At 42.8% G+C, this 23,071-nt stretch carries 16 protein-coding genes; 10 read left to right on the plus strand and 6 right to left on the minus strand.

The window, feature by feature from the left end; translation table 11 throughout:
- Positions 1-48: 48 nt before the first annotated feature.
- Genes B2W36_RS15370 through B2W36_RS15385 form a run of 4 tightly spaced genes read right to left on the minus strand, consistent with a single transcriptional unit; the run spans position 49 to position 3,164 of the window.
- Positions 49-1,071, minus strand: a complete 1,023-nt coding sequence (locus B2W36_RS15370; RefSeq protein WP_293879467.1) for a WD40/YVTN/BNR-like repeat-containing protein — start codon at positions 1,069-1,071, stop codon at positions 49-51.
- Positions 1,072-1,081: 10 nt separating this feature from the next.
- Entirely contained in the window at positions 1,082-1,555 is a 474-nt protein-coding gene (locus B2W36_RS15375; RefSeq protein ID WP_293879466.1) for a hypothetical protein, read from the minus strand.
- Between the two features lies 1 nt (position 1,556).
- Positions 1,557-2,114: a hypothetical protein gene (locus B2W36_RS15380; protein WP_209577875.1), complete on the minus strand. Its 558-nt coding sequence runs from the start codon at positions 2,112-2,114 to the stop codon at positions 1,557-1,559.
- 27 nt (positions 2,115-2,141) lie between these two features.
- Positions 2,142-3,164 (minus strand): LacI family DNA-binding transcriptional regulator, encoded by a 1,023-nt coding sequence (locus B2W36_RS15385; protein WP_209577876.1) that lies wholly within the window; start codon positions 3,162-3,164, stop codon positions 2,142-2,144.
- Positions 3,165-3,285: 121 nt separating this feature from the next.
- Between B2W36_RS15385 and B2W36_RS15390 the strand changes: the two genes are divergently transcribed.
- The 8 genes from B2W36_RS15390 (at position 3,286) to dctA (ending at position 15,987) form a co-directional block, all read left to right on the plus strand.
- On the plus strand, positions 3,286-4,770 hold the full coding sequence (locus B2W36_RS15390) for a xylulokinase (RefSeq protein ID WP_293879473.1): 1,485 nt from the start codon (positions 3,286-3,288) through the stop codon (positions 4,768-4,770).
- Position 4,771: 1 nt separating this feature from the next.
- The gene (gene xylA, locus B2W36_RS15395; protein ID WP_209577877.1) at positions 4,772-6,100 is read left to right on the plus strand and encodes a xylose isomerase; all 1,329 of its coding nucleotides are present in this window, start codon (positions 4,772-4,774) and stop codon (positions 6,098-6,100) included.
- Between the two features lie 51 nt (positions 6,101-6,151).
- Positions 6,152-7,828: a sodium/sugar symporter gene (locus B2W36_RS15400; protein ID WP_209577878.1), complete on the plus strand. Its 1,677-nt coding sequence runs from the start codon at positions 6,152-6,154 to the stop codon at positions 7,826-7,828.
- 122 nt (positions 7,829-7,950) lie between these two features.
- On the plus strand, positions 7,951-9,906 hold the full coding sequence (locus tag B2W36_RS15405) for a gamma-glutamyltransferase family protein (RefSeq protein ID WP_293879465.1): 1,956 nt from the start codon (positions 7,951-7,953) through the stop codon (positions 9,904-9,906).
- A 90-nt stretch (positions 9,907-9,996) separates the two neighbouring features.
- A complete protein-coding gene (locus B2W36_RS15410; RefSeq protein WP_293879464.1) occupies positions 9,997-10,599 on the plus strand; it encodes a 2'-5' RNA ligase family protein in 603 nt (200 codons plus the stop codon).
- Positions 10,600-10,683: 84 nt separating this feature from the next.
- The gene (locus B2W36_RS15415) at positions 10,684-12,561 is read left to right on the plus strand and encodes an Nramp family divalent metal transporter (RefSeq protein ID WP_293879463.1); all 1,878 of its coding nucleotides are present in this window, start codon (positions 10,684-10,686) and stop codon (positions 12,559-12,561) included.
- 120 nt (positions 12,562-12,681) lie between these two features.
- Positions 12,682-14,592 carry a class II glutamine amidotransferase gene (locus tag B2W36_RS15420; RefSeq protein WP_293879472.1) on the plus strand — a complete coding sequence of 637 codons (1,911 nt, stop codon included), beginning with the start codon at positions 12,682-12,684 and terminating at the stop codon, positions 14,590-14,592.
- A gap of 132 nt (positions 14,593-14,724) precedes the next feature.
- Positions 14,725-15,987, plus strand: coding sequence for a C4-dicarboxylate transporter DctA (gene dctA, locus B2W36_RS15425; protein WP_209577881.1), 1,263 nt, complete (start codon positions 14,725-14,727; stop codon positions 15,985-15,987).
- Positions 15,988-16,046: 59 nt separating this feature from the next.
- Here the strand turns inward: dctA and lon are convergent, their stop codons facing one another.
- Complete coding sequence (gene lon, locus B2W36_RS15430; RefSeq protein ID WP_209577882.1) at positions 16,047-18,524, minus strand: endopeptidase La; 2,478 nt, start codon at positions 18,522-18,524, stop codon at positions 16,047-16,049.
- Between the two features lie 343 nt (positions 18,525-18,867).
- Here lon and B2W36_RS15435 point away from each other — a divergent pair, with 343 nt between their 5' ends.
- Positions 18,868-19,524: a tetratricopeptide repeat protein gene (locus B2W36_RS15435; protein ID WP_209577883.1), complete on the plus strand. Its 657-nt coding sequence runs from the start codon at positions 18,868-18,870 to the stop codon at positions 19,522-19,524.
- Between the two features lie 170 nt (positions 19,525-19,694).
- Positions 19,695-20,249, plus strand: coding sequence for a ferritin (locus B2W36_RS15440; protein ID WP_293888522.1), 555 nt, complete (start codon positions 19,695-19,697; stop codon positions 20,247-20,249).
- Between the two features lie 54 nt (positions 20,250-20,303).
- Here the strand turns inward: B2W36_RS15440 and B2W36_RS15445 are convergent, their stop codons facing one another.
- Positions 20,304-22,598: a TonB-dependent receptor gene (locus tag B2W36_RS15445; RefSeq protein WP_209577885.1), complete on the minus strand. Its 2,295-nt coding sequence runs from the start codon at positions 22,596-22,598 to the stop codon at positions 20,304-20,306.
- Positions 22,599-23,071 lie beyond the last annotated feature (473 nt).

Consider the following 23,071-nt stretch of genomic DNA (forward strand, 5'->3'; position numbering starts at 1 on the left):
GCCCGATAAGGGCAAGATCATGATGTGGCGAGCAATAGCGAAGTTAACTTACAATGTTAACTTCGCTATTTTTCCCTTATCTCCGGCCAGATATATGGCGCTGCCTTTTTTGGCTTTTTGAACCGCATTGAAGCTTTCCTTTCCGATCGCTATCCAGTTTTTACCACCGTCATTCGACAAGTCTGTGCCCGAAGTACCCGTGCTGATGAGTTGTTTTTTGGAGCGGTAAACAACAGCGGATTTAAATCCAGCGGGCGCTGATTGTGGTGCAAACCAAGTTTTACCACCATCTTTGGTCAGAAAGCTGTTTTTCTCCTTGTTTGTGTCGTCTTTGTAATCTCCGCCAACGACAATTCCAGTCGTTGATGAATAGAAAGCAATAGAAAAGGGGCCGGTGCTATTTTTTCCCTGCAGGATCGGGCAGCTGTAACGTACCCATGTATTTCCCTGGTCGTCGCTGCGATAGATATTGGAAACTGTTCCCCCAGTGGCAATCCAGTATGTTCCTGTGTTGTTGCAGTATATGGATGTCCCGCTAGCAGCAAAACCAGCTTCTCCACCAGTTATCGAAAAGGGCATATTTGCTGTGATATCTTTCCATGACTCTCCGAAATCGACACTTTTTAATAGCGGCATTTTACCTTGAATGGCATCGCCGAAAGCAATACCCACACCTGCTGATGTAAATGCAATACCGTCATAAAATATTTCTGGTCGCTTGTCACTGAAAACCTCCTTCCAGCTTCGCCCGCCGTCGCGGGTACGTAAGATGATGGCTGGTGAACCCGCAGAGATAACGATGGCTTCATTTTCATCAAACGCTTCAATATCCCTAAAATCTGTTTTTTCATAGCCAATTGGGTTGACCCACTGCCAGTTTTTTCCAGCATCGGTGCTGAGTCCAACGGTGCCATTGCTACCGCTCACCCATACGGTCTCATCATCGACCACACTAAGCCCTCTGTAGCTACTGTTGCGCTCCTGATTGACCAAACTAAGGTTTGCCTGTTGAGCAATTAGCGTTTTTAGCCAGAAGGCCTGAATAATAAAGACCAGAAATAAAGGTTTCATGTTTAAATATTTATTTAAACAAATCTACTTGTCTTTTCGATACTTTCCTTTGTTTTTTTAAGATTGTTTTACGGAGCTGCAGAAAGCCAACGGTCATTTTTCGGCGTGATTTGAAATAAGGAATACTTAAAACGACCAATAAAGCAATGCAGGCTGATGTGCCCAGTGCGCCACCATACCCGGCAAAAAACTTGCTCGTGTGGAGCAGGATCGTCGTAAAGATAATGCCGGCAAGGGCCAAACCGAAATAGGTTGATAACTGGCTTTTGGATACCATGCCTATAAATGAGGCCCCAATAAAAACCGGAGGAATATATTGAGCCAGATAAGGCGTGACAGTTTGCGGGAAAAAATGAAGAAAGCCAGCGACAAGTAATGTCAGCAATGCCGAGGAACGTACCGCACCTTGATTAAATTTGGTATTGACGTAGTAGGTGGCCGTGCTCGCGATAACACCAACTAGGTATAAAATGAATGTTTCCATATTACTTAAAAATGTACAACAGTAGGTAGGTCAGCGAAACACCGAGAAAAGCCAATGTACCCAGCTTGCCACCGACCCCATTTAACAGGCTTTTCGATACAATCAGAAAGATCGCAGTAAAAATGCTGGCGGCTAGAACAAAGGAGAAGCCATGAGCTACCTGGGCATTGGACATGCCTACAAACGCACCGCAATAAATTGCCGCCGGAAGATGAGGGAGATACGTTGAATCTTTATTGATATTGGGTATGAAGGAGCCCAGTGTACCTGTGAGTGCAGCACCCAAGACCGGACCTAACCCAAATGTATGATTGAAATAGTAGGAAATAATCGCTCCGACAGGAACCCAAACGGCAATTCGGATGGACTCATATTCATGTTTATGATGATGAATCGGCGAACGAAGGTAACTGTATAAAATAAGTAAGGAGAGTAGACCTATAAAGGCCAGTATAAGATAAGAATTTCTATTTTCTACAAAGATGGCCAATAAAAAAAGGGCCTGAATGACAAATAATAAGCAGATGCTTGCTGTCCTAAATCTGTGCCGGGCTTGCATTTAAAAAAATTTAGGCAAAGGTAGGGATTATTTGTCTATTCTATGGGTAGATTTTCTTTTTATCAATACAGGATCAAGAACAATTTGCTCGATCATGTCATAAGGACTTTTTTGTTTGACCATTTTCAAAAATAACTTTGCACATTCTTCGCCCATTTTGTTGGCCTGTTGGTCTATACTGGATAGTGTGGGGGTAATGAAGGAGGAAAAGGTTTGGTTTGCAAAACCGATAACACCCGTTGCTGGGATATCAATATGGGCAGCTTTTAAGGCTTGGATAATCCCTACAGCTGTAAAGTCATCGCCTCCAATGAAGGCATCCGGTTGGATGGCAGATTGTAGAATCTGTTCCGTGCCTTTAATACCGGCTTCAATAGATAAGTCGCCGCGGATAATAAAATCTTCGCGCGGTGAAATGTGCGCATCCTTTAACGCGGCTTCGAAACCGAGGAACCGATCCCGGAAAATTGCGATCTCTTTGTCTGTTGTAATAAAGGCTATGTTTTTGTATCCCTCTTCGAGTAGATGCTGTGTTGCAAGATAACCCGCTTTATAATCGTCGAGTTTTACCACGGGTGCAGGAATATTTTTGTGGGTACGGTCAAAGATAACAAGGCATTTGCGCTGATTGATCACTTCTTGAAAGTGCTGTGTTTCTTGAGTTTCCAGAGACAAAGACGCGATGATACCAGCTACTTGCGCTTCCAGTAAAGTTTTTACGCCATTGACCTCGTCGGCAAACGATTCATTCGATTGATAGAGCAATAAACTATAGTTGTGTTTCTTTAATTCTTTTTCAATGCTGTGTACGGCTTCCGCAAAAAAATGAATTTGCATGGTTGGTACAATGACACCGATGGTATTGGACTTGCCCGAAGAAAGGGATGAGGCCAGCTTATTGACACTATAATTTAATTCCTTTGCCTTTTCCAGCACTATTTTTCGTGTGGACTCACTGATCGTAGGCACATTGTTCAATGCACGGGATACAGTAGAGACTGTTACTCCTAGCTCACGGGCGATATCGTAAATGGTTGTTTTTTTATTCACGCTCCAAAGTAAATAATTTTATTTAATATTTTGAATAGTCAGAAACATGTCCTACTTTTATGCAACCGGTTGCAAGATAGGAGCCGCCGTTGTTTTTTATAACCAATTAGAATTAATTACCATGTATTTGTTAGGTATAGATGTAGGTACTTCTTCTGTGAAAGTTTCAATTGTTGAAGCTTCTTCGCAACACAAGGTGTGCTCGGTGCAATATCCCGATGTAGAAGCTCCAATAATTACTGTAGAACCCAATTGGGCTGAACAAAATCCGCTCGACTGGTGGGATTATTTTAAACAGGCTTTATTGAAAGCCAATGCGCTGGGACTTTACGATCCTAAAGCAATTTCGGCCATTGGAATTGCTTACCAGATGCACGGATTGGTTGTCGTTGATAAAGAGCAGCAGGTGCTACGCAATGCAATTATCTGGTGCGACAGCAGGGCTGTTGAATTGGGTAATATCGCTTTTGAAGAAATCGGACGGTCTTTTAATTTAAGCCATCATTTGAATTCTCCAGGTAATTTTACGGCGTCCAAGTTGGCCTGGGTCCAAGCAAATGAGCCTGCGGTTTATGAAAAGATAGACAAGATTATGTTGCCGGGAGATTTTATAGCGATGAAGCTGTCGGGACAAGTGACAACCTCCATATCCGCGCTTTCGGAAGGTATATTCTGGGATTTTAAAGATAATGCGTTGTCGCGCACAATAATGGACTATTATGGTTTTGATGATCATCTTATTCCAGAGATCTTACCTGTCTTTTCAACACATGGTCAGATTAAAGCTACTGTGGCCGAGGAACTCGGACTGTCTGCTGCTGTGACCATCAATTATAAAGCCGGTGATCAACCTAATAATGCACTTTCACTCAATGTCCTACAGCCTGGAGAAGTTGCTGCGACCGCAGGCACTTCCGGTGTGATCTATGGGGTCAGCGACCAGCTAATCGCTGACCGCGAATCACGCGTAAATACATTTGCGCACGTGAATTATGGCGAGGACGATATCCGAACAGGGGTATTGCTCTGTATCAACGGAACAGGTATTATGAACAGTTGGGGCAGAAAGATGCTAGGAAGTGATCTATCGTATGAACAGATCAATGCGATGGCCGGAGCTTCACCTATCGGCAGCAAAGGACTACAGGTTATCCCATTTGGCAATGGTGCCGAACGCATGCTCAATAACCAAACCGTTGGCGCTTCAATTTCAGCGATAGACCTGAACAGACATGAGACCAGCGATATCTTGCGCGCTATACAAGAAGGAATTGCCTACGCCTTTCGCTACGGCCTTGATATCATGCGCGAGAACAATTTGTATCCAAATATGATTCGTGCAGGTTATGCCAATTTGTTTTTGAGCTCTGTTTTCAGAGAGTCATTTGTGGGGGCCACAAACGTTCCTGTAGAGATTTTCAATCACGATGGAAGTATAGGAGCCGCCCTCGGAGCAGGAATAGGAAGTGGGTATTATGCAGATTTTAAAGAAGCCTTTCGCTCTTTGAAGCCTGTATATACCGTGGAACCGCAGTTTGTAGCGCAATATGAAGAGCATTATCAACAATGGAAAGAATTATTAAACAAACAAATAAATAGCAATTAAGATGAATGTTATCAAAGGGAAAAAAGAATTTTTCAAAGGCGTAGGCCAAATTCAATTCGAAGGGAAAGACAGCACAAATCCATTGGCTTTCCGTTATTACAACCCTAAGCAACTTGTTGGGGGAAAGACGATGGAAGAGTATTTTAAATTTGCCTGTTCGTACTGGCATTCGTTCAACGGTAATGGATCTGATCCATTTGGCGGACCGACACATCAATTTCCATGGGATGAAAGCAGCGACGTAATTACCAGAGCAAAAGATAAAATGGATGCGGCATTCGAATTTATCAGTAAAATTAATATACCTTATTACTGCTTCCACGACGTTGATTTAGTGGATTATTCGGATAATGTTGTTGAAAATGAAAAACGCCTGTCCACTATTGTTGATTATGCAAAGGAGAAACAACAGGAAAGCGGTATCAAATTGCTTTGGGGAACAGCCAACCTTTTTAGCCATAAGCGCTATATGAATGGGGCGGCGACTAATCCTGATTTTCATGTTCTAGCACATGGTGGCGCTCAGGTTAAGGCAGCATTGGATGCAACAATTGCCCTCGGCGGTGAAAACTATGTGTTCTGGGGCGGAAGAGAGGGCTATATGAGTCTTTTAAATACCAATATGAAACGCGAGCAGGAGCACCTTGCACAATTTTTGCATATGGCCAAAGATTATGCCCGCAAAAACGGCTTTAAAGGAACTTTCTTTATCGAACCCAAACCGTGTGAACCGACAAAACATCAGTACGATTACGATGCGGCTACCGTACTTGGCTTCTTGCGTCAGTATAATCTTTTGGACGATTTTAAATTAAATTTAGAAGTCAACCACGCGACATTGGCCGGACATACCTTTCAGCATGAGTTGCAGGTCGCAGTAGATGCGGGCAAATTGGGGTCCATTGATGCCAACCGTGGCGATTATCAAAACGGGTGGGATACAGATCAATTTCCAAACGATATCAATGAATTGACCGAAGCGATGTTGATTATTTTAGAGGGTGGCGGACTCCAAGGTGGAGGTGTGAATTTTGATGCCAAGATACGCCGCAACTCGACAGATCCTGAAGATTTGTTTTATGCTCATATCGGTGGGATGGATATTTTTGCCCGCGCATTGCTTACAGCAGATCGTATCCTGCAAGACTCGGAATACAAAAAAATACGGGCAGAGCGTTATGCCTCTTTTGATACCGGCCATGGCGCATCATTTGAAGGACAGGCATTGACATTGGAGAACTTAAGAGATTTAGCCGTAGAATTGGGAGAACCAAAAACGATTAGTGGTAAGCAGGAGTATTTAGAAAATTTGATCAACAGATATATATAGTTCTAAAAATATTTCTATATTAGGCGATCGAATTAAACCAATTACCATTACATGAATAATTATTTAAGCACAAAAGATTACATCGTTTTCCTGATCTACTTTGTCATTGTAGCCGGTTACGGATTATGGGTGTATTATCGCAAGAAATCTGAATCTGTAGGATCTAAAGATTATTTTCTGGCTGAGGGGTCATTGACCTGGTGGGCTATTGGAGCATCACTGATTGCATCCAATATATCTGCCGAGCAATTTATCGGTATGAGCGGTTCCGGATTTAAGATGGGATTGGCTATTGCGACGTATGAGTGGATGGCTGCCATCACGCTGATTGTTGTTGCCGTATTTTTTATACCGGTATATCTAAAGAACAAAATTTTTACGATGCCACAGTTTCTCCATAAACGTTATAATGGAACTGTTGCGATGATTATGGCCGTCTTCTGGTTACTGTTGTATGTGGTCGTCAATTTGACTTCTATCCTTTATTTGGGAGCAATTGCAGTAAGCAGTATCTCGGGTATCAGTCTTGAAGCGTGTATGTATGCCATAGCAATTTTTGCGGTTATCATTACCTTAGGTGGTATGAAGGTGATTGGCTACACGGATATTATTCAAGTTTTCTTTTTGGTATTGGGAGGTTTGGCGACGACTTATCTCGCCTTGAACCTTGTTTCGGAACATTATGGCGGATCAGGCGTATTGGAAGGTTATCACCTGATGACCGAAAAGGCTTCTGACCACTTCCATATGATTCTTGATCGTAAAAATGAAAATTATCTCGATTTGCCGGGTTTAACCGTCTTAATCGGAGGGATGTGGATCGTTAATCTCAATTACTGGGGATGTAATCAATACATTACGCAGCGCGCGTTGGGGGCAGATCTTAAAACTGCCCGAAACGGAATTCTGTTTGCAGCATTTTTAAAGTTATTGATGCCTATTATTGTTGTATTGCCGGGTATTGCAGCCTACGTAATGTGGAAAGATGGCTTGTTTCAAAATGAAATGATGCAACATGGAGAGGTCAATCCGGATCATGCGTATCCTGTTTTGTTGAATTTGTTGCCTGCCGGTCTGAAAGGACTGTCTTTCGCTGCATTGACAGCTGCGGTGGTCGCTTCTTTGGCAGGTAAGGCAAACAGTATTGCAACAATCTTCTCCCTGGATATTTATAAGAAAGTATTCAATACCGAAGCATCTGATAAGAAATTGGTCAATATTGGTAAATTAACTGTCGTTGTTGCCATGATTTTGGGTGTGCTGATTGCCCCGCATCTGGGGATAGATAAAAAAGGTGGATTTCAATACATTCAAGAGTACACGGGGTTTGTCTCTCCAGGGATTTTCGCTATGTTCATCTTGGGATTCTTTTGGAAAAAAGCGACTTCCAATGCCGCTTTATTCGCGACAATTGGTGGATTTATTTTTTCCATTATCTTCAAGAAATTGCCGGATTGGGTCGACCTTTCTTTCTTGTCATCGACAGGTTTCTCCGTTCCGAATCCGACAACAGGAATTTACGAGATTCCATTTTTGGATCGTATGGGATTTGTCTTCATTATCTGTATTATCGGTATGATTCTTATTAGTATCATCGACAATAAGCGTGGTGTAGTACCCGCTGGATTGGAGATTGATACCACCATGTTTAAACCGCACAGAGCGTTCTTGGTCATCGCATTGATTGTAGCCTTATTAGTTACAGCATTGTATTCCATTTATTGGTAAACCAATAGAAATTAAGATAGTTAAAACTCCTGTCATCCTCGGTTGGCAGGAGTTTTTTGTTTGTCCTAAAAATCCCTATCTTGCTTTTACTAAAAACGCTTGCTTAACGAAAGATTGCTGCTATGAAAAGAAGATACCCTGCGCTGATGATGATGTTTATCGGACTGTTGACTGCCGGTACGCCAATGCTGAGTTCTGCCCAGCGTACGCAAAAACCACCGTTACATGGTAAGCATTGGATGGCGATTACCGGAAAACCCTTAGCAGCAACGGCAGGGGCTCAACTTTTTCAACAGGGCGGAAATGCGGTAGATGCTGCTTGCGCAATGCTTGCAGCTACCTGTACGATGTGGGATGTGCTGAGCTGGGGAGGTGAAACACAAGCCTTAATTTATCATCCAAAATTGAAGAAGGTCATTGCCATAAATGCATTGGGAGTAGCGCCTACTGGAGCAACAGTCAATTTTTTTAGATCAAAGGGCTATGAATTTCCGCCCGAATACGGTCCACTTGCCGCTGTTACACCAGGCACACCAGGTGGATTGTGTTATATGTTGGCGCAATATGGGACCAAAAGCTTAGCGGAAGTACTCGCGCCAGCTCTTGAAATGGCTGCAGGATATCCTATTGATGCACAAACGGCAACAAGTATCGAGCGAGGCAAGGAACGCATAAAGGAATGGCCTTACAGTAAAAAGGTGTTTTTAGTACATGAAGGTAAATCGTGGGAGGCCCCCGAAGCGGGGGAGGTTTTTGTGCAACAGGATCTTCTTCACACCCTGTCTAAATTGGTCGAAGCGGAAAAGAACGCTATAGCGGCTGGCAAAGACCGAAAAGCGGCTATTATGGCTGCCTATGATCGTTTTTACACTGGCGATATCGCGGACGAATTTGTTCGTGGTAGCCAAGAGCAAGGGGGCTTAATTACAAAGGCAGACTTGGCCAGCTGGAAACCTATCGAGGAGGAACCGCTGCACGTTAATTATAAAGGTGTTGACGTCTATAAATTGCAGGAATGGACCCAGGGGCCAGCGATGCTGCAGAGTCTACAAATGTTGAAAAACTTTGACTTGAAGGCTATGGGCTATAATTCTGCTTCCTATATTCATACACTCTATCAGGTGATGAACTTGGCTTTTGCAGATCGGGATTTTTATTATGGTGATCCCTATGGCAATACAAAGACACCTATTCAAGGTCTTTTGCATGAGTCCTATGCGAAGGCGAGGGCCGCAACAATTGATTCTGCCCGAAATAACCCCAATGTGCTACCTGGAGATCCGTATCCGTATGTCGGTAAAAAGAACCCCTATCTTCCGCTGCTGCAGCAACGTCGGCAGCAGTTTGAACCAAACACCGAACTGAAAAATGATTTTGTCCCTAAACATGACGCACGCTCAAGTTCTTATGTGAAGGACTTGTCGGCGGCGGCGCTTGTGGCTTCGCTATCCGTTGATAGTGCCTATATGGACCGGCTATTAAGGGGAACCACCAGCGTTGAGGCAGCAGATGCGGAAGGCTGGGTTGTTTCGATTACGCCAAGTGGCGGCTGGTTACCGGCCTGTATCGCAGGCAACACTGGAGTGGGTATGAGTCAGCGTTTACAGAGTTTTGTTCTGGATTCACTGATTAACCCGTTCAACGTGGTCGAGCCCGGCAAAAGACCGCGTGTAACACTTAGCCCGTCAATGGCTTTAAAAAACGGCAAGCCCTTCCTTTCTTTTGCGGTACAGGGCGGCGATACACAAGATCAAAACTTACTTCAGTTTTTCTTAAATATGGTCGAGTTTGGTATGACGCCCCAGCAGGCTAGCGAGGCGGCTAATATCAATAGTAATCAGCTTTGGCTGTCGCTGGGTGGAACCAAGACCGATGATCGGAAGCCACGCTCAGGTAGCCTATTATTAGCGAAAGATACTGCGCCTGCTGTGATCGAACAATTAAAGCAAATGGGCTACAGCATTCAGCTAGGCGAGCGTACCAGCGGACCGATCAATGCTATTTATTTTGACGAACAACATCACACGCTTTGGGGCGGTAGTAGCAATAATGGAGAGGATTACGGCATCGGTTGGTAAGCTGTACTGTTGTTTAAAAGGCTAGCCTAAGGTTTTGTTATCTGCGCGGTATTTGTTATCTTACCTACTGATCGAAAATTGATTTTTGTTATGGAGGGTAGTGTCAATACATATTCGTTTGTTTTTCAACCTGATGAAGCTGGTATTGCTTTGGTGGATGGTTTGAAGCGACGGTTACGTGCGTCGTTAGCCGAACTATTTCCCGACACAAACAAAGGCTGGTACCGCAGTTGTAATGCCAAGGCGCATGTCACTATATGTGCTTTCGAGGCCGATGAGCGTAAATTGGTAAGGGCCATTGAGGCTTTACAGGAAACCTTGGTGTACGAACGGAGCCAGTATGTTTACTTTGATCATTTTTCGTCGTTTTCCAGTGGTGCCTTCTATATTGCGCCGACGGTACATGCGCGCAGTTACCTCAAGGATCGCGCGAGAAAAGTTGTTCAGACCTTAACGGAGTTTGATTTGATCGACATTAGCGACGAACCTCATATCTCAATCGGGCGGCAGCTTGAGCCAGAATGGCTGGAGATCGCCAAGCAGCAATTCAGGTCAGTTGACCTAAGTTTTATGTGCAAGGGTGTCCATGTGCGACAGTTTAAACCGGATTTAGGCCAGTACGAAACCATTGATTTTATACCATTTGGCAATCAGTCAAAAGAGAATTCCGGGCAGCTCGCATTTAAATTCTAATTATATCACTGTTTAATTGCCAAATCGTTTAAAGCTTTTTATCTTTAAGCCAGACAATAGACGATATTGCACTTACAGTACCTTATGCATTACGACGAATCCCATCATAAATCCCTTTCTGATATCCACGAAAGTGTAGATGTCAATAAAGGAAAATCCAAATTTAAAAAGATACTTAGTTTCTTTGGACCTGCCTATCTCATTAGTGTAGGATATATGGATCCAGGTAACTGGGCAACGGATCTTGCCGGCGGGAGCCAATTTGGCTATACCCTGATTTGGGTTTTACTGATGAGTAATATCATGGCTTTAGTGCTCCAGAATTTATGTGCACGGCTTGGTATTGTGCGCGGCAAAGATCTTGCGCAGTGTAATCGGGAGACCTACCCTAAGCGGATGAATTTTGTATTGTATGTGCTTGCTGAAATTGCCATCGCAGCCTGTGACCTGGCCGAAGTGCTCGGTATGGCCATCGGTCTCAACCTCCTTTTCGGTATTGATCTGATCTGGGGCGTAATGATCAGTTTTGCAGATACTTTCTTATTGCTTTATCTCCAGAAGCTCGGGATGCGAAAAATGGAACTTTTTATCATTGGACTGATTGCGCTTATTGGCATGTGCTTTATGGTGGAAATGTTTTTGGCTAAACCAGACTTTGCAGAGGTGGCCACCGGATTTATACCCAGTATCCCCAATAGTGCCGCACTCTATATCGCCATAGGTATTATCGGTGCAACCGTCATGCCGCATAATTTGTATCTGCATTCGGCACTTGTGCAAACGCGGAAAATTGATCGCGATGACAGCTCCATCCGAAAATCGTTAAAGTATAATTTTTGGGATAGTGCCATTGCCTTGAATCTGGCTTTTCTCGTGAATGCGGCGATTTTGATTCTTGCGGCATCCGTTTTTCATAAAAATGGTAGGCATGACGTGGCCGAACTCGAAGATGCTTATCATCTGTTGGGCAACCTTCTCGGAACGGAATGGGCATCGAAATTATTTGCTGTTGCCTTGATTCTCGCCGGGCAGAGTTCGACAGTGACAGGTACTTTAGCGGGCCAGATTGTCATGGAGGGATATCTACGGTTGCGGATTAGTCCAACCTTACGGAGGATTATTACCCGGCTGTTGGCCATTATTCCAGCGATATTGGTTATCCTGATTTCGGGTGAAGGCCGCGTGGGACAGCTCCTCATCTTTAGCCAGGTTATATTGAGTATGCAACTCGCCTTTGCAGTCATTCCGTTGATCCATTTTGTCAGCGATAAAGTAACTATGGGGGATTTTGCCATCAAGCCGTTAACAAAGGGAGTGGCCTGGCTGATTGCTGCCATTATCGCTGTGCTGAATCTGAAATTGGTGTATGACGAAGTGGTCGGCTGGATTGGCGAAGCCAATAATATTGTGGTAACGGTGGTACTGATAATGGGCGCCGTAGGGTTGTTCGCTTTGTTAGTCATGACGGTATTATATCCAATTTTACTAAAATCTAAAGCGATAGATCTGGAGGTCCATCCTCCATTTGAGGCGCTGCATGTTGAACATAAAGGCTCCTTCAAGAAGGTGGTTATTGCGCTGGACTTCTCCAGTTCGGATCAGAAGATCATTCAATATGCTTTGCAGCTATCTCATAAAGACACGGCGTTTGTCGTGGTACATATTGTTGAGAGCGCCTCGGTAAAATATACTGGAGAGTCGACAGATGATTTTGAATCACGTCAAGACTTAGAGCGTCTGAAATTATATGCTGACTTTCTCGTATCGAAAGGGTATCAGACGGAATACGAATTGGGCTATAATAACCGGATCAAGAGTATCGCAGCAGTTTGTGAAAAATATGCGGCTGATCTGTTGGTGGTTGGCAGTCATGGGCACAGCGGTTTAAAGGATTTTATTTTTGGGGAGACGGTCAACAAGCTGCGACATGCAGTAAAAGTACCTGTTTTTATTGCGAAATAGGTCCTCAGGCGCTATGACGAACACCGTCTGTCTATTCACTGTAATTTTATTGCTTAAAAAGTGAGCCGGTAGATCGCTAAGTGCCAAATAATGCTTACTTTTGCGACATCAAATCAAGATATGAGCGACGCTATTAAACACGAGTGCGGAATCGCACTAATTCGCCTGTTAAAACCCTTATCTTATTATCAGGAAAAATATGGTACGCCATTTTATGGCATCAACAAATTGTACCTATTAATGGAAAAACAGCACAACCGTGGACAAGACGGGGCTGGGATTGCAACCATTAAATTTGATGTAAAACCTGGAAATCGTTACATTTCGCGTTACAGAGCTATGGGCTCAACTGCCGTGGCAGATATATTCGAATATGTGCAGAAAAAATTTGCTTCTGTTCAGAAAGCATTTCCAGAGGAGTCAAAAGACACGCAATGGTTAAAAGATAATGTAAGTTTTACCGGAGAAGTACTTTTAGGACATTTGCGCTATGGAACACATGGCAAGAACAGTATCGAAAGCTGTCACCCGTTTTTAAGACAAAACAACTGGATGTCTCGCAATTTGGTTGTAGCGGGTAACTTCAACATGACCAATGTGGACGAATTGTTGCAACAGCTATATGAGTTGGGACAGCATCCAAAAGAAAAGGCTGATACGGTGACTGTTTTGGAAAAAATCGGTCATTTCCTGGACGATGAAAATCAAGATCTATTCGACCAATTCAAAAAAGAAGGTTATTCTAATGTTGAAATCAGCTCGCTGATCGCTAAAAATATTGATGTATCAAAGATTTTGAAGCGTTCGGCCAAAACGTGGGATGGCGGTTACACCATAGCAGGTATCTTTGGCCATGGTGATGCGTTCGTCATGCGCGATCCGGCAGGTATCCGTCCGGCGTTCTATTACCAGGACGAGGAAATTCTGGTGGTCGCATCAGAAAGACCTGTCATCCAGACAGCGTTCAATATCCCTATTGGTGCTGTTAAGGAAATTAAACCGGGACATGCCCTGATTGCCAAAAAAGATGGTACCGTATCCCAAGAGATGTTTAGACAACCCGTAGAACAACGTTCTTGTTCTTTCGAAAGGATTTACTTCTCCCGTGGATCAGATGCTGACATCTATCAAGAACGTAAAGAACTGGGAAGATTACTGGTACCTCAGGTATTGGAATCTGTCAAAAATAATATCAAAAATACCGTATTCTCATTTATTCCAAATACTGCAGAAGTATCTTACTATGGACTAATGGATGGTATTAATACCTATGTTCGTGATTTTCAAAAAGAGACTTTATTGAATCGTTCAGAAAAAATTTCTGATGAAGAATTGGATGAAATCTTGAGTATTAAACCTCGTTTTGAAAAACTCAACGTGAAGGATGCTAAATTGCGTACATTCATTACGCAAGACGCAGACCGTACGGATATGGTGCAGCACGTCTATGATACCACCTACGGTATTGTAAAAGATCATGAAGATACCATTGTTGCCATTGATGACTCCATCGTTAGAGGAACAACTTTGAAACAGAGTATATTAACGATCTTAGATCGTCTGAACCCGAAAAAAATTGTCATTGTTTCTTCGGCGCCACAGATTCGTTATCCGGATTGTTATGGTATTGATATGTCACGTATGGGTGAATTTGTTGCATTCGAAGCAGCAATCAACCTTTTGAAACAAAGTGGCATGGCACATGTTATCGATGAGGTTTATCAGAAATGTGTGTTATCGATGACGCAAGATGTCAATGAGATTGAGAATTATGTCAAAGCCATCTACGCCCCATTTACCGATAAGGAGATCTCCGAAGAAATCGCTCGTATTGTGAGACCGCACCACCTCAAAGCTGAACTGGAGGTTGTGTACCAAACCTTAGACAATTTACACCAAGCTTGCCCGGATCATAAGGGTGATTGGTATTTTTCAGGCGATTATCCTACACCTGGTGGAAACAAGGTTGTCAACAAAGCGTATATGAACTGGATTGAAGGAAAGAATGTGAGAGCATATTTCAGTAATTAAGTTCAAAAATATCAGTGGAAGGGATGCATTTATGCATCCCTTTTTTTTATCTTCGTACTCAGAAAATTCTGAATCCTAAATAAAAAGACCGATCAATAGCAAAGGGGATTGCTGTCAGTAAATAAACCGATCATGAAACATATTTTTAAGAGCCTCTATTTTCAAGTCGTATTGGGTATACTGCTGGGCATCATCTGTGGAATCTATTACCCTGACTTTGCTGTTAAGTTAAAGCCATTGGGCGATGCTTTTATAAAACTGATTAAGATGGTCATTGCACCATTGATTTTCAGTTCCATTGTAATCGGTATCGCTGGAATGCAGGATACAAAAAAAGTGGGCAAAATCGGCCTGACTTCGATTATCTATTTCGAAATCATGACCACCATCGCCCTGATTATTGGTCTCGTCTTTGTCAATTGGATACAGCCGGGTACCGGGATGAATGCTGATCCGGCAAGCCTCGATGTATCTTCGGTATCCCATTACATTTCAGAATCCAAAGAACCGCATAGTTTTATGGATTTCATCATCGGAATTATTCCAAGTAACGTTATCGCTGCCGTAGCCTCAGACAACATGTTGCAGGTGCTCGTGTTTGCAGTCCTTTTTGGTATTGGTATGACAAAAATAGGGCAGAAAGCGTCCGAGCCTGTACTCAATGTATTGCAGTCGTTTCTAAAGGTACTTTTTTCCATTATCAAAATGATCATGTATCTCGCTCCAATTGGAGCAATGGGAGCCATGGGCTTTACGATCGGTAAGTTTGGAATTCAGGCCTTGTCTAAACTGGGTATGTTGATGGTGAGTTTCTACCTGACCTGTTTCATTTTTGTGATTATCGTCATTGGAGGAGTATTGTATTTCTATCTTAAGGTAAACGTATTTAAGTTCTTAAAATACATTAAAGAGGAAATTCTGATTGTATTGGGAACTTCATCCTCCGAGTCGGCATTGCCTGGTATCATGCAAAAGATGGAAGATGCCGGCTGCGCCAAACCTGTCGTCGGGCTTGTCATTCCTACGGGCTATTCTTTCAATCTGGATGGAACAAGTATCTATCTGACAATGGCCGCGGTCTTTATTTCACAGGCGCTCAATATGCACCTTAGCTTGGAGCAGGAAATTACGCTATTGTTGGTCTTGCTGTTAACTTCCAAGGGCGCAGCCGGTGTTACTGGAAGTGGTTTTGTGACCCTTGCTGCAACATTACCAGTTGTTGGTCATGTGCCTGTGGAGTCGGTTGCGTTGATCTTTGGCGTAGACCGTTTTATGAGTGAAGCTCGGGCAATAACCAATTTAATCGGAAATTCAGCGGCAACACTGGTCATTTCGAAATATGAAAACAGTTTGGACGAGGAGATCCTGCATGAAAAGCTAGGCTCAAAAAGATAAAAAAGCCCGGAAAACAGTCTTTCCGGGCCAATTTTAATCCATGTTCATTTGAGAATATGCTAATTCTCTTTTTTTGTATTTTCTACATCTTGCGCCAAATTGATGGCACCGATTACTTTTTCTTCCAAGAGGGCGAGTTTGATCACCTGAGCCATTTCAGTCACGTAGTGAAACTCCATGTCTTTGATATAATCTTCCTTGATCTCCAGAATATCTTTTTCATTGGATTTACAAAGAATAATATCCTTGATATTAGCACGCTTAGCGGCAAGAATTTTCTCCTTGATACCACCCACGGGCAACACCTTTCCGCGCAGGGTGATTTCACCTGTCATGGCTAATTTTTCTTTCACTTTGCGTTGCGTAAAGAGCGATGTCAGTGCCGTGAGCATGGTGATACCCGCCGAAGGACCATCTTTTGGAATGGAGCCCGCAGGAACGTGGATGTGAATATCCCAATGGTCAAATACGCGATAGTCTATTCCGAAATCAGCAGCGTGCGCTTTCAGGTACGCCAGTGCAATCGATGCAGATTCTTTCATCACATCGCCCAGATTACCCGTCAGGCTCAAACGGCCTTTCCCCGGACTTAGTGATGACTCTATAAACAAGATGTCGCCACCTACGGACGTCCAGGCTAATCCAGTCACCACCCCAGCCACATTGTTATTTTCATACATGTCCTTATCAAATATTGGCGCACCTAGGATATCGAGCAGGTCTTGTTCGCTGATACTTGGATTGTAATCTTTCTCCATAACAATGCGTGTCGCAATACCCCGAACGACAGAGCCAATCTTTTTTTCCAATCCACGTACACCAGATTCACGTGTGTAGTCCTCGATTATTTTCTCGATAATTTTACCTTTTAGGCTGACATTCTTAGAAGCCATCCCATGCATTTCCCGTTGTTTTGGCAAAAGGTGTTTTTTGGCGATTTCGATTTTCTCCTCGATGGTATATCCATTTACTTCAATAATCTCCATCCGATCCAATAAAGCTGGCTGAATGGAACTCAATGAATTGGCTGTTGCAATAAACATCACTTTGGAAAGGTCAAACTCCATTTCCACATAGTGATCATAGAAATGCGTATTTTGCTCGGGATCCAATACCTCCAATAATGCCGAAGAAGGGTCGCCTTTGAAATCAGCACTCATCTTATCGATTTCGTCTAAAATGAATACAGGATTCGCTGTCCCGGCTTTTTTCAACGATTGAATGATACGGCCTGGCATTGCTCCGATGTAGGTTTTGCGGTGGCCTCGGATTTCTGCTTCATCGCGCACACCACCTAAAGCCATGCGGGTATATTTACGGCCCAGCGCTTTGGCGATAGATCTTCCCAACGATGTCTTACCGACTCCCGGCGGGCCTACCAAACAAAGAATAGGCGCCTTCATATCATTTTTTAATTTCAATACAGCGAGGTATTCAATGATACGTTTTTTCACTTTCTCGAGTCCGTAATGATCTTTATCGAGTACTTTTTGTGCTTTGTTTAAGTCAAAATTATCTTTTGTTGTTTCATTCCAGGGCAGATCCAAAAGGAGCTCGAGGTAATTGAGCTGTACCGAATAATCTGCCGCGGCAGGGTTAATGCGGGAGAGCTTCTCCAGTTCCTTTGTAAAATGTTTTTCAACTTCATGACTCCATTTCTTTGACTTACCACGTTTTTTAAGCTCTTCCAGTTCAAGATCAGGCGTATTTCCGCCCAGCTCTTCCTGAATCGTTTTCAGCTGCTGATTTAAGAAATAATCACGCTGCTGTTTGTCAAGATCCACACGTACTTTATTCTGAATCTGGTGCTTTAGTTCCAGCATCTGGATTTCTGTCGTCAATAGTTCCAGTAAAAGTTTGGCGCGGTTTTCTACTTTCGGTATCTGAAGCAGCTCCTGTTTCTTTGTCATTTCGACATTGATATTCGACGAAATGAAGTTGATTAGAAAAGAAGGGCTTTCAATATTTTTGATAGCGATACCAGCTTCACTAGGTAAGTTTGGCGAAAGTTGGATGATCTGCAGCGCCATTTCTTTTAAAGTGGAAATAGTCGCTTTGAAGTGCTTGGTCATCTTCGGCTTTGCCTCATTGAATTTCTCAACACGTGCCTTTAAATAGGGTTCGGTTCCAACAATTTCCAATAGGTTGAATCGCTGTTTACCCTGAATGATGACGGTGGTATTACCATCAGGCATTTGAAGCACTTTAATGATATGAGCAACGGTGCCCACTTTGTTTAGTTCTTCAAATCCTGGGTCCTCTACGGTCATATCTTTTTGAGAAACGACACCGATAGTCTTGCTGCCCTTATAAGCTTCTTTCACCAATTTGATGGATTTATCTCTACCTACGGTAATCGGAATAACAACACCGGGAAATAATACGGTATTACGTAAAGGCAAAATTGACAATGCTTCTGGAATTTCAGCATTCGCCATATTATCTTCATCCTCTTGCGTAAGTAAGGGAAAGAATTCGGTATCCTCTGCAACGATTGGAATTGCTTGACTGAAATCAAAAGTTTCGAATTTGCTCATAGTGTTTATTTTGTGTATTTGGCAGTCGCTGACATGTTGACGGCAGACTTTCAAATTTTAAGCTTCTAATAATGTTTCCCCTGTAATGCAAGGGGAGTGCCAATTGCTAGAAGTCAGCAAAATTACAAATCTATTTTCCAGAATAGGAAAAAAAGGCAGGTTAAATAAAATTTATCTGCCATTTATTGGAGAAATAGGCATAATAATTGTAATATTGGAATGTGAAAAGGCGCTGATGGCAGTTTCTAATTTTATAGAAATCATACGGAAGCTATTTTCAGAGACGTAGAAAAGATCGCTGGCGATCATTATGAAGTGAATATAAAAAAGTAACTATTTAGATATGAATTTAAAATCATTTAAATTGGGTTTGTTTACTGGGGTTTTTGCCTTAGTTGCTTTTAGCGCAAATGCACAACAACCAAAACAGGCTGAACATAGCAACGCTAATGTGAGAATGGGGCAAAAAGCTCTTTTGGATGGTGATTTCAAGAATGCCGAGTCATACTTGACAAAAGCACTGCCTCAAGAAGGAAAAGATCCGGATGTATTATATATGTTGGGTTATTCCCAGTTTCAAAATGGTGACTATAAAAAATCAGCAGAAACTTTTGGTAAAGTCGTTGCGTTAAATGGTAAAAATGCGAATGCTTTATATTTCAAAGCAAAAGCGACTAACAATCTTGCTGTTCAATCGACAAATAAAGCTTCTGTTGCCAATAAAGAACAGTTGTTGAAGGGAGCTATCGAAGATTATACAAAGGCAATTGCCATTACACCGAACGATTCCAAATTCTATCAAAATAGAGCGATTGCTAATCGTGACTTAGGTATTTTGATTGGAACAGCAGGCACGCCAAACTATAACAAGGCGATGGCAACTGATGCTTATAATAATGCGATCAAAGATTATGAAAAAGTGTTAAGCTTTGATTCGTCGAAGAAAGACATCCAAACTGAAATCAAAAAAGCAAAAGTATATAGAGATAATTTAAAATAGTATCACTATTGCCTATAGAGAGGGAATTCCGGCTGGAATTCCCTTTTTTTGTTTAAAATTCTAAAGCTTTTTAGCGTATAAGTAAGTCGGCCCACTACTTTTTCTTTGCCAATATGAAAACGAAAGACTGTGTTATTCTGTTATTATTCTAAATCAAACAAGGAATAAATATGGAAACGAATCGATTGTCAAGAGAAATGCAAGAAACTTTAATCAAGCAAATGACTAAGGAAGCTGAGGCGGCACAAATTTATTTGGCATTAGGGGTCTGGGCAGATGATCAGGGCTATGGTGGAGTGGCCAATTTCCTGTATAGACATGCACAGGAAGAGCGTAACCACATGACGAAGATTATGGGGTATATTCTGGAACGGGGTGGCCGGCCACGAATTGAAGCCATAGCACAACCTCCAGCGGACCCGCAAACGTTGACAGAATGTTTTAACCGCGTTTTCAAACACGAAGTAGATAATACCGAAGCAATTTATAACATCGTCAATCTAGCGATGGCCGAGAAAGACTGGGCAACGTGGAATTTTGCACAATGGTTTGTAAAAGAACAGATCGAAGAAGAGAAGCTAGCGCTGGAATTGATTGATAAATTGAAGATTGCCGGTGGAGACCGTGCATCGGACGAATCACTATTTGCCTTGGATTCCTCTTTGGAAGCTATGCCAGACGAAGTGACTTTAGCAAGAGAAGCAACGGCAGACGATCCTAAATAAAACTATACTGAATAAAAAAAATGAGGAATCCTTTTCAGGGATTCCTCATTTTTTTTATTTGATGTTAAGCGGTAGATAGACACCGAATGTGATATTTCTGCCCATATTGTAGACGCCAAAATTAGGATCTTCTTGCGATAGCCGGCCCGGGCGCAATCGGCTTAACGCATCATAATAACGCTTGTTGGTCAGGTTGGACGCCGCCGCAAATATTTTCAGTTGCTGCTGCCCGAAGTGTAATGTTGTACCAATTCCGGCATTCAACAATGTGTAGCCGTCTGCTGGCGTTTCGAAGGTTTCATCAATGCGGCTCTGTTTAAAATAATTGTCCAACCCCACAGATAAGTAGAAGGCATTCAATCCGCTTATTTTAGGCTCGAGGCGCAGCGTATTGTGTACTACGCCAGCTGGAATCAATGCCAAAGGTCTGTCAAAGGTTCTATTCTGTGCCTGAGTATAACTGAACGTGTTGTCCAGGTGAATCCAGTTCAACAAATGAAAATTCAAGCTTCCCTCAACACCGTATAGATTGGCGTTGACCTGTCCATAGCGGTATACGTCATAAGTATGTGAATCGCCATCTTCACCAACCACAGTTTTTGTATCCCCTTTTGTTGTCGATGCATAAATAAAGTTGTGAATATAATTTTCGTAGATTCCGATACTTCCAGTAACGATACTATGGCCAAACTCCAGTGTCGCATCCGCTTGATAGCTTCTTTCGGGTTTCAGGTTCTCATTACCGACCTCATACCGCGAAGTACCCTCATGAACACCATTGGAGCCGAGCTCTGCGGGGTTGGGCGCTCTAAATGCTGAGCCTGCATTTGCTTTAAAGTTGAGATCCTCATTGAAAACATGCGTATAACCAAGGGCGCCACTGACATTACTGAAGCTGTTTTTAAAACCAGGAAATTGCTCCTCATCTTCAACAAACAGCTGTTTGCCTTTGTTGTTGACATAGTCATAGCGTAAACCTACATTAAACGTGTTTTCGCCCCAGCTTTTCTTTGCATAACCAAAAGCTCCCAATTCCAGCTGATCATAGGCTGGAATTAAAAATTCACTGCCTTTATTTACACTGTGTTCCTGACTGGCGCTAATGCCAAATACATGTTGCCAGCCATTTCTTTCACTTAAAGAATACTTGGCATCGAGGGAATAGGTATTTAGGTCAAAGAATAGGGAGGGGGTAGCTTCTTCCAATTCTCGACGTTGATTCTTTTGATAGCCCAAGTCAAGTTTTAAATTGCCCGAGCCGATAACAAAGCTATTGTTGAGGGCCAATTTATAGTGACGGATGTCCTGTTTGGGGAAATCCAATGTACGGCTTTTAGCGTTTGTGTAAAGCGGGTCTCCCGGTTCGGCATCGTAAAAACCGATGTTATTTTTTAGGTACGAAAAATTAAGGTGCGAATAGCCCCATTGTTTGTTTAGCCCGAGCATACCACTGACATTGCTGTTGTTAAAGCCGCTATTCCCGTATCTTCCTGCAGGGGTATTATAAGAATACGCATTTTGATACGATCCACGGCCACGCCATACGAAGCCATTTTCATTACCTGTTAGCATAACCGAACTATTGGTCAGCCCATTATTGGTAGCATAGCTTGTCAGTAATTCACCTTTAATATGTCCTTCAGTAGGAACATTGGGCTCAAGTACATTGATCACTCCACCGATGGCATCAGATCCGTACATCAATGAAGCCGCGCCACGTAAAACCTCGACACGGTCGGGTTGATTTTGGTCGATTTCAATGCCGTGTTCGTCGCCCCATTGCTGTCCCATCTGTTTTACCCCATCACTTACCGTGACAACCCGATTATATCCCAGACCTCGTATGACAGGTTTTGAAATTCCCTGTCCCGTTGTGATCTGACTTAGCCCGGGAACTTGTCGCGCAAGTGCATCAATAAGATTTGTTCCATTTCCCTGCAACTCATCTTTGGAAATAACAGCTACTGAGGTGCTGTTGCGACGGCTCTGAGAAGTGACGAGTGTGCCTGTAACGACTACTTCATTCGTTTCGATAATACTTTCTGTCAAGGAAAAATCAAGGGAAAGATTTTCCGAAGTTAAATCAACGGCCTTGACAACGGACTGATAGCCCAAAAAACGGACCTCAACCAAGTAGCGTCCACTTGAAGGAAGAGATTTAAAGCTATAATGACCTTGTTGGTCTGATGCCGTGCTCGAACGAAGCTGCTGCAGTGATATGGTAGCACCAGCAATTGGAAGGTTGGTTTTGGCATCCGTAACTTTACCGCTAATCGTTGAGGCAAGAGCCGGAAGTATGGAGAAATAGGAGACAAGCATAAAAATGCAGCCTATAATTTTAAGTTTCATCTGTACTATAATTTCTACGTATGTAATATCAGCGGTACAAACGACGAAGCTTGAATCAGCTACCAAGGCGTTATTGTGCCAAGGTTGAACCGATAGCTGGTCGTATGCATCGTTTGACTGTTGAGTTGTAAAGACCCTTATGGAGTCCTGGTAGCAATAGTGGTCAACTTATGTTAACACGCACTATTGAAATTAGCATAGAAATGAATAGAGGGGTGGGCCTCGATTGCCAGAAATCAGTGATCTGACTATCTGGTCTCCAATGATGAAAAGACCAAATTCAACGATTTTAACAGGAAGTATGAATTCACCCTGCGTAAAATTAAAAACCAGTTGAGGATGTGAATTTTGGTCGCAGATAGCACATTTGGGGTGATCAGCCTGATGTTTTTTTGCTGGGCTATCTACGATATGCAGTGCAGCCTGGGGATGTTCATGACTGTACACAATGAACTGACCAATTAAGAAGGTCA

This window comes from Sphingobacterium sp. UBA3549, from assembly GCF_002376635.1.
GTDB lineage: Bacteria > Bacteroidota > Bacteroidia > Sphingobacteriales > Sphingobacteriaceae > Sphingobacterium.

What these genes read in the sequence shown, in the direction of transcription:
- lon (WP_209577882.1), bottom strand. Translation starts at nt 18,524, where the DNA reads ATGAGCAAATTCGAAACTTTTGATTTCAGTCAAGCAATTCCAATCGTT.
- B2W36_RS15405 (WP_293879465.1), top strand. Translation starts at nt 7,951, where the DNA reads ATGAAAAGAAGATACCCTGCGCTGATGATGATGTTTATCGGACTGTTG.
- B2W36_RS15420 (WP_293879472.1), top strand. Translation starts at nt 12,682, where the DNA reads ATGAGCGACGCTATTAAACACGAGTGCGGAATCGCACTAATTCGCCTG.
- B2W36_RS15370 (WP_293879467.1), bottom strand. Translation starts at nt 1,071, where the DNA reads ATGAAACCTTTATTTCTGGTCTTTATTATTCAGGCCTTCTGGCTAAAA.
- B2W36_RS15410 (WP_293879464.1), top strand. Translation starts at nt 9,997, where the DNA reads ATGGAGGGTAGTGTCAATACATATTCGTTTGTTTTTCAACCTGATGAA.
- xylA (WP_209577877.1), top strand. Translation starts at nt 4,772, where the DNA reads ATGAATGTTATCAAAGGGAAAAAAGAATTTTTCAAAGGCGTAGGCCAA.
- B2W36_RS15380 (WP_209577875.1), bottom strand. Translation starts at nt 2,114, where the DNA reads ATGCAAGCCCGGCACAGATTTAGGACAGCAAGCATCTGCTTATTATTT.
- dctA (WP_209577881.1), top strand. Translation starts at nt 14,725, where the DNA reads ATGAAACATATTTTTAAGAGCCTCTATTTTCAAGTCGTATTGGGTATA.
- B2W36_RS15440 (WP_293888522.1), top strand. Translation starts at nt 19,695, where the DNA reads ATGGAAACGAATCGATTGTCAAGAGAAATGCAAGAAACTTTAATCAAG.
- B2W36_RS15390 (WP_293879473.1), top strand. Translation starts at nt 3,286, where the DNA reads ATGTATTTGTTAGGTATAGATGTAGGTACTTCTTCTGTGAAAGTTTCA.
- B2W36_RS15375 (WP_293879466.1), bottom strand. Translation starts at nt 1,555, where the DNA reads ATGGAAACATTCATTTTATACCTAGTTGGTGTTATCGCGAGCACGGCC.
- B2W36_RS15445 (WP_209577885.1), bottom strand. Translation starts at nt 22,598, where the DNA reads ATGAAACTTAAAATTATAGGCTGCATTTTTATGCTTGTCTCCTATTTC.
- B2W36_RS15435 (WP_209577883.1), top strand. Translation starts at nt 18,868, where the DNA reads ATGAATTTAAAATCATTTAAATTGGGTTTGTTTACTGGGGTTTTTGCC.
- B2W36_RS15400 (WP_209577878.1), top strand. Translation starts at nt 6,152, where the DNA reads ATGAATAATTATTTAAGCACAAAAGATTACATCGTTTTCCTGATCTAC.
- B2W36_RS15415 (WP_293879463.1), top strand. Translation starts at nt 10,684, where the DNA reads ATGCATTACGACGAATCCCATCATAAATCCCTTTCTGATATCCACGAA.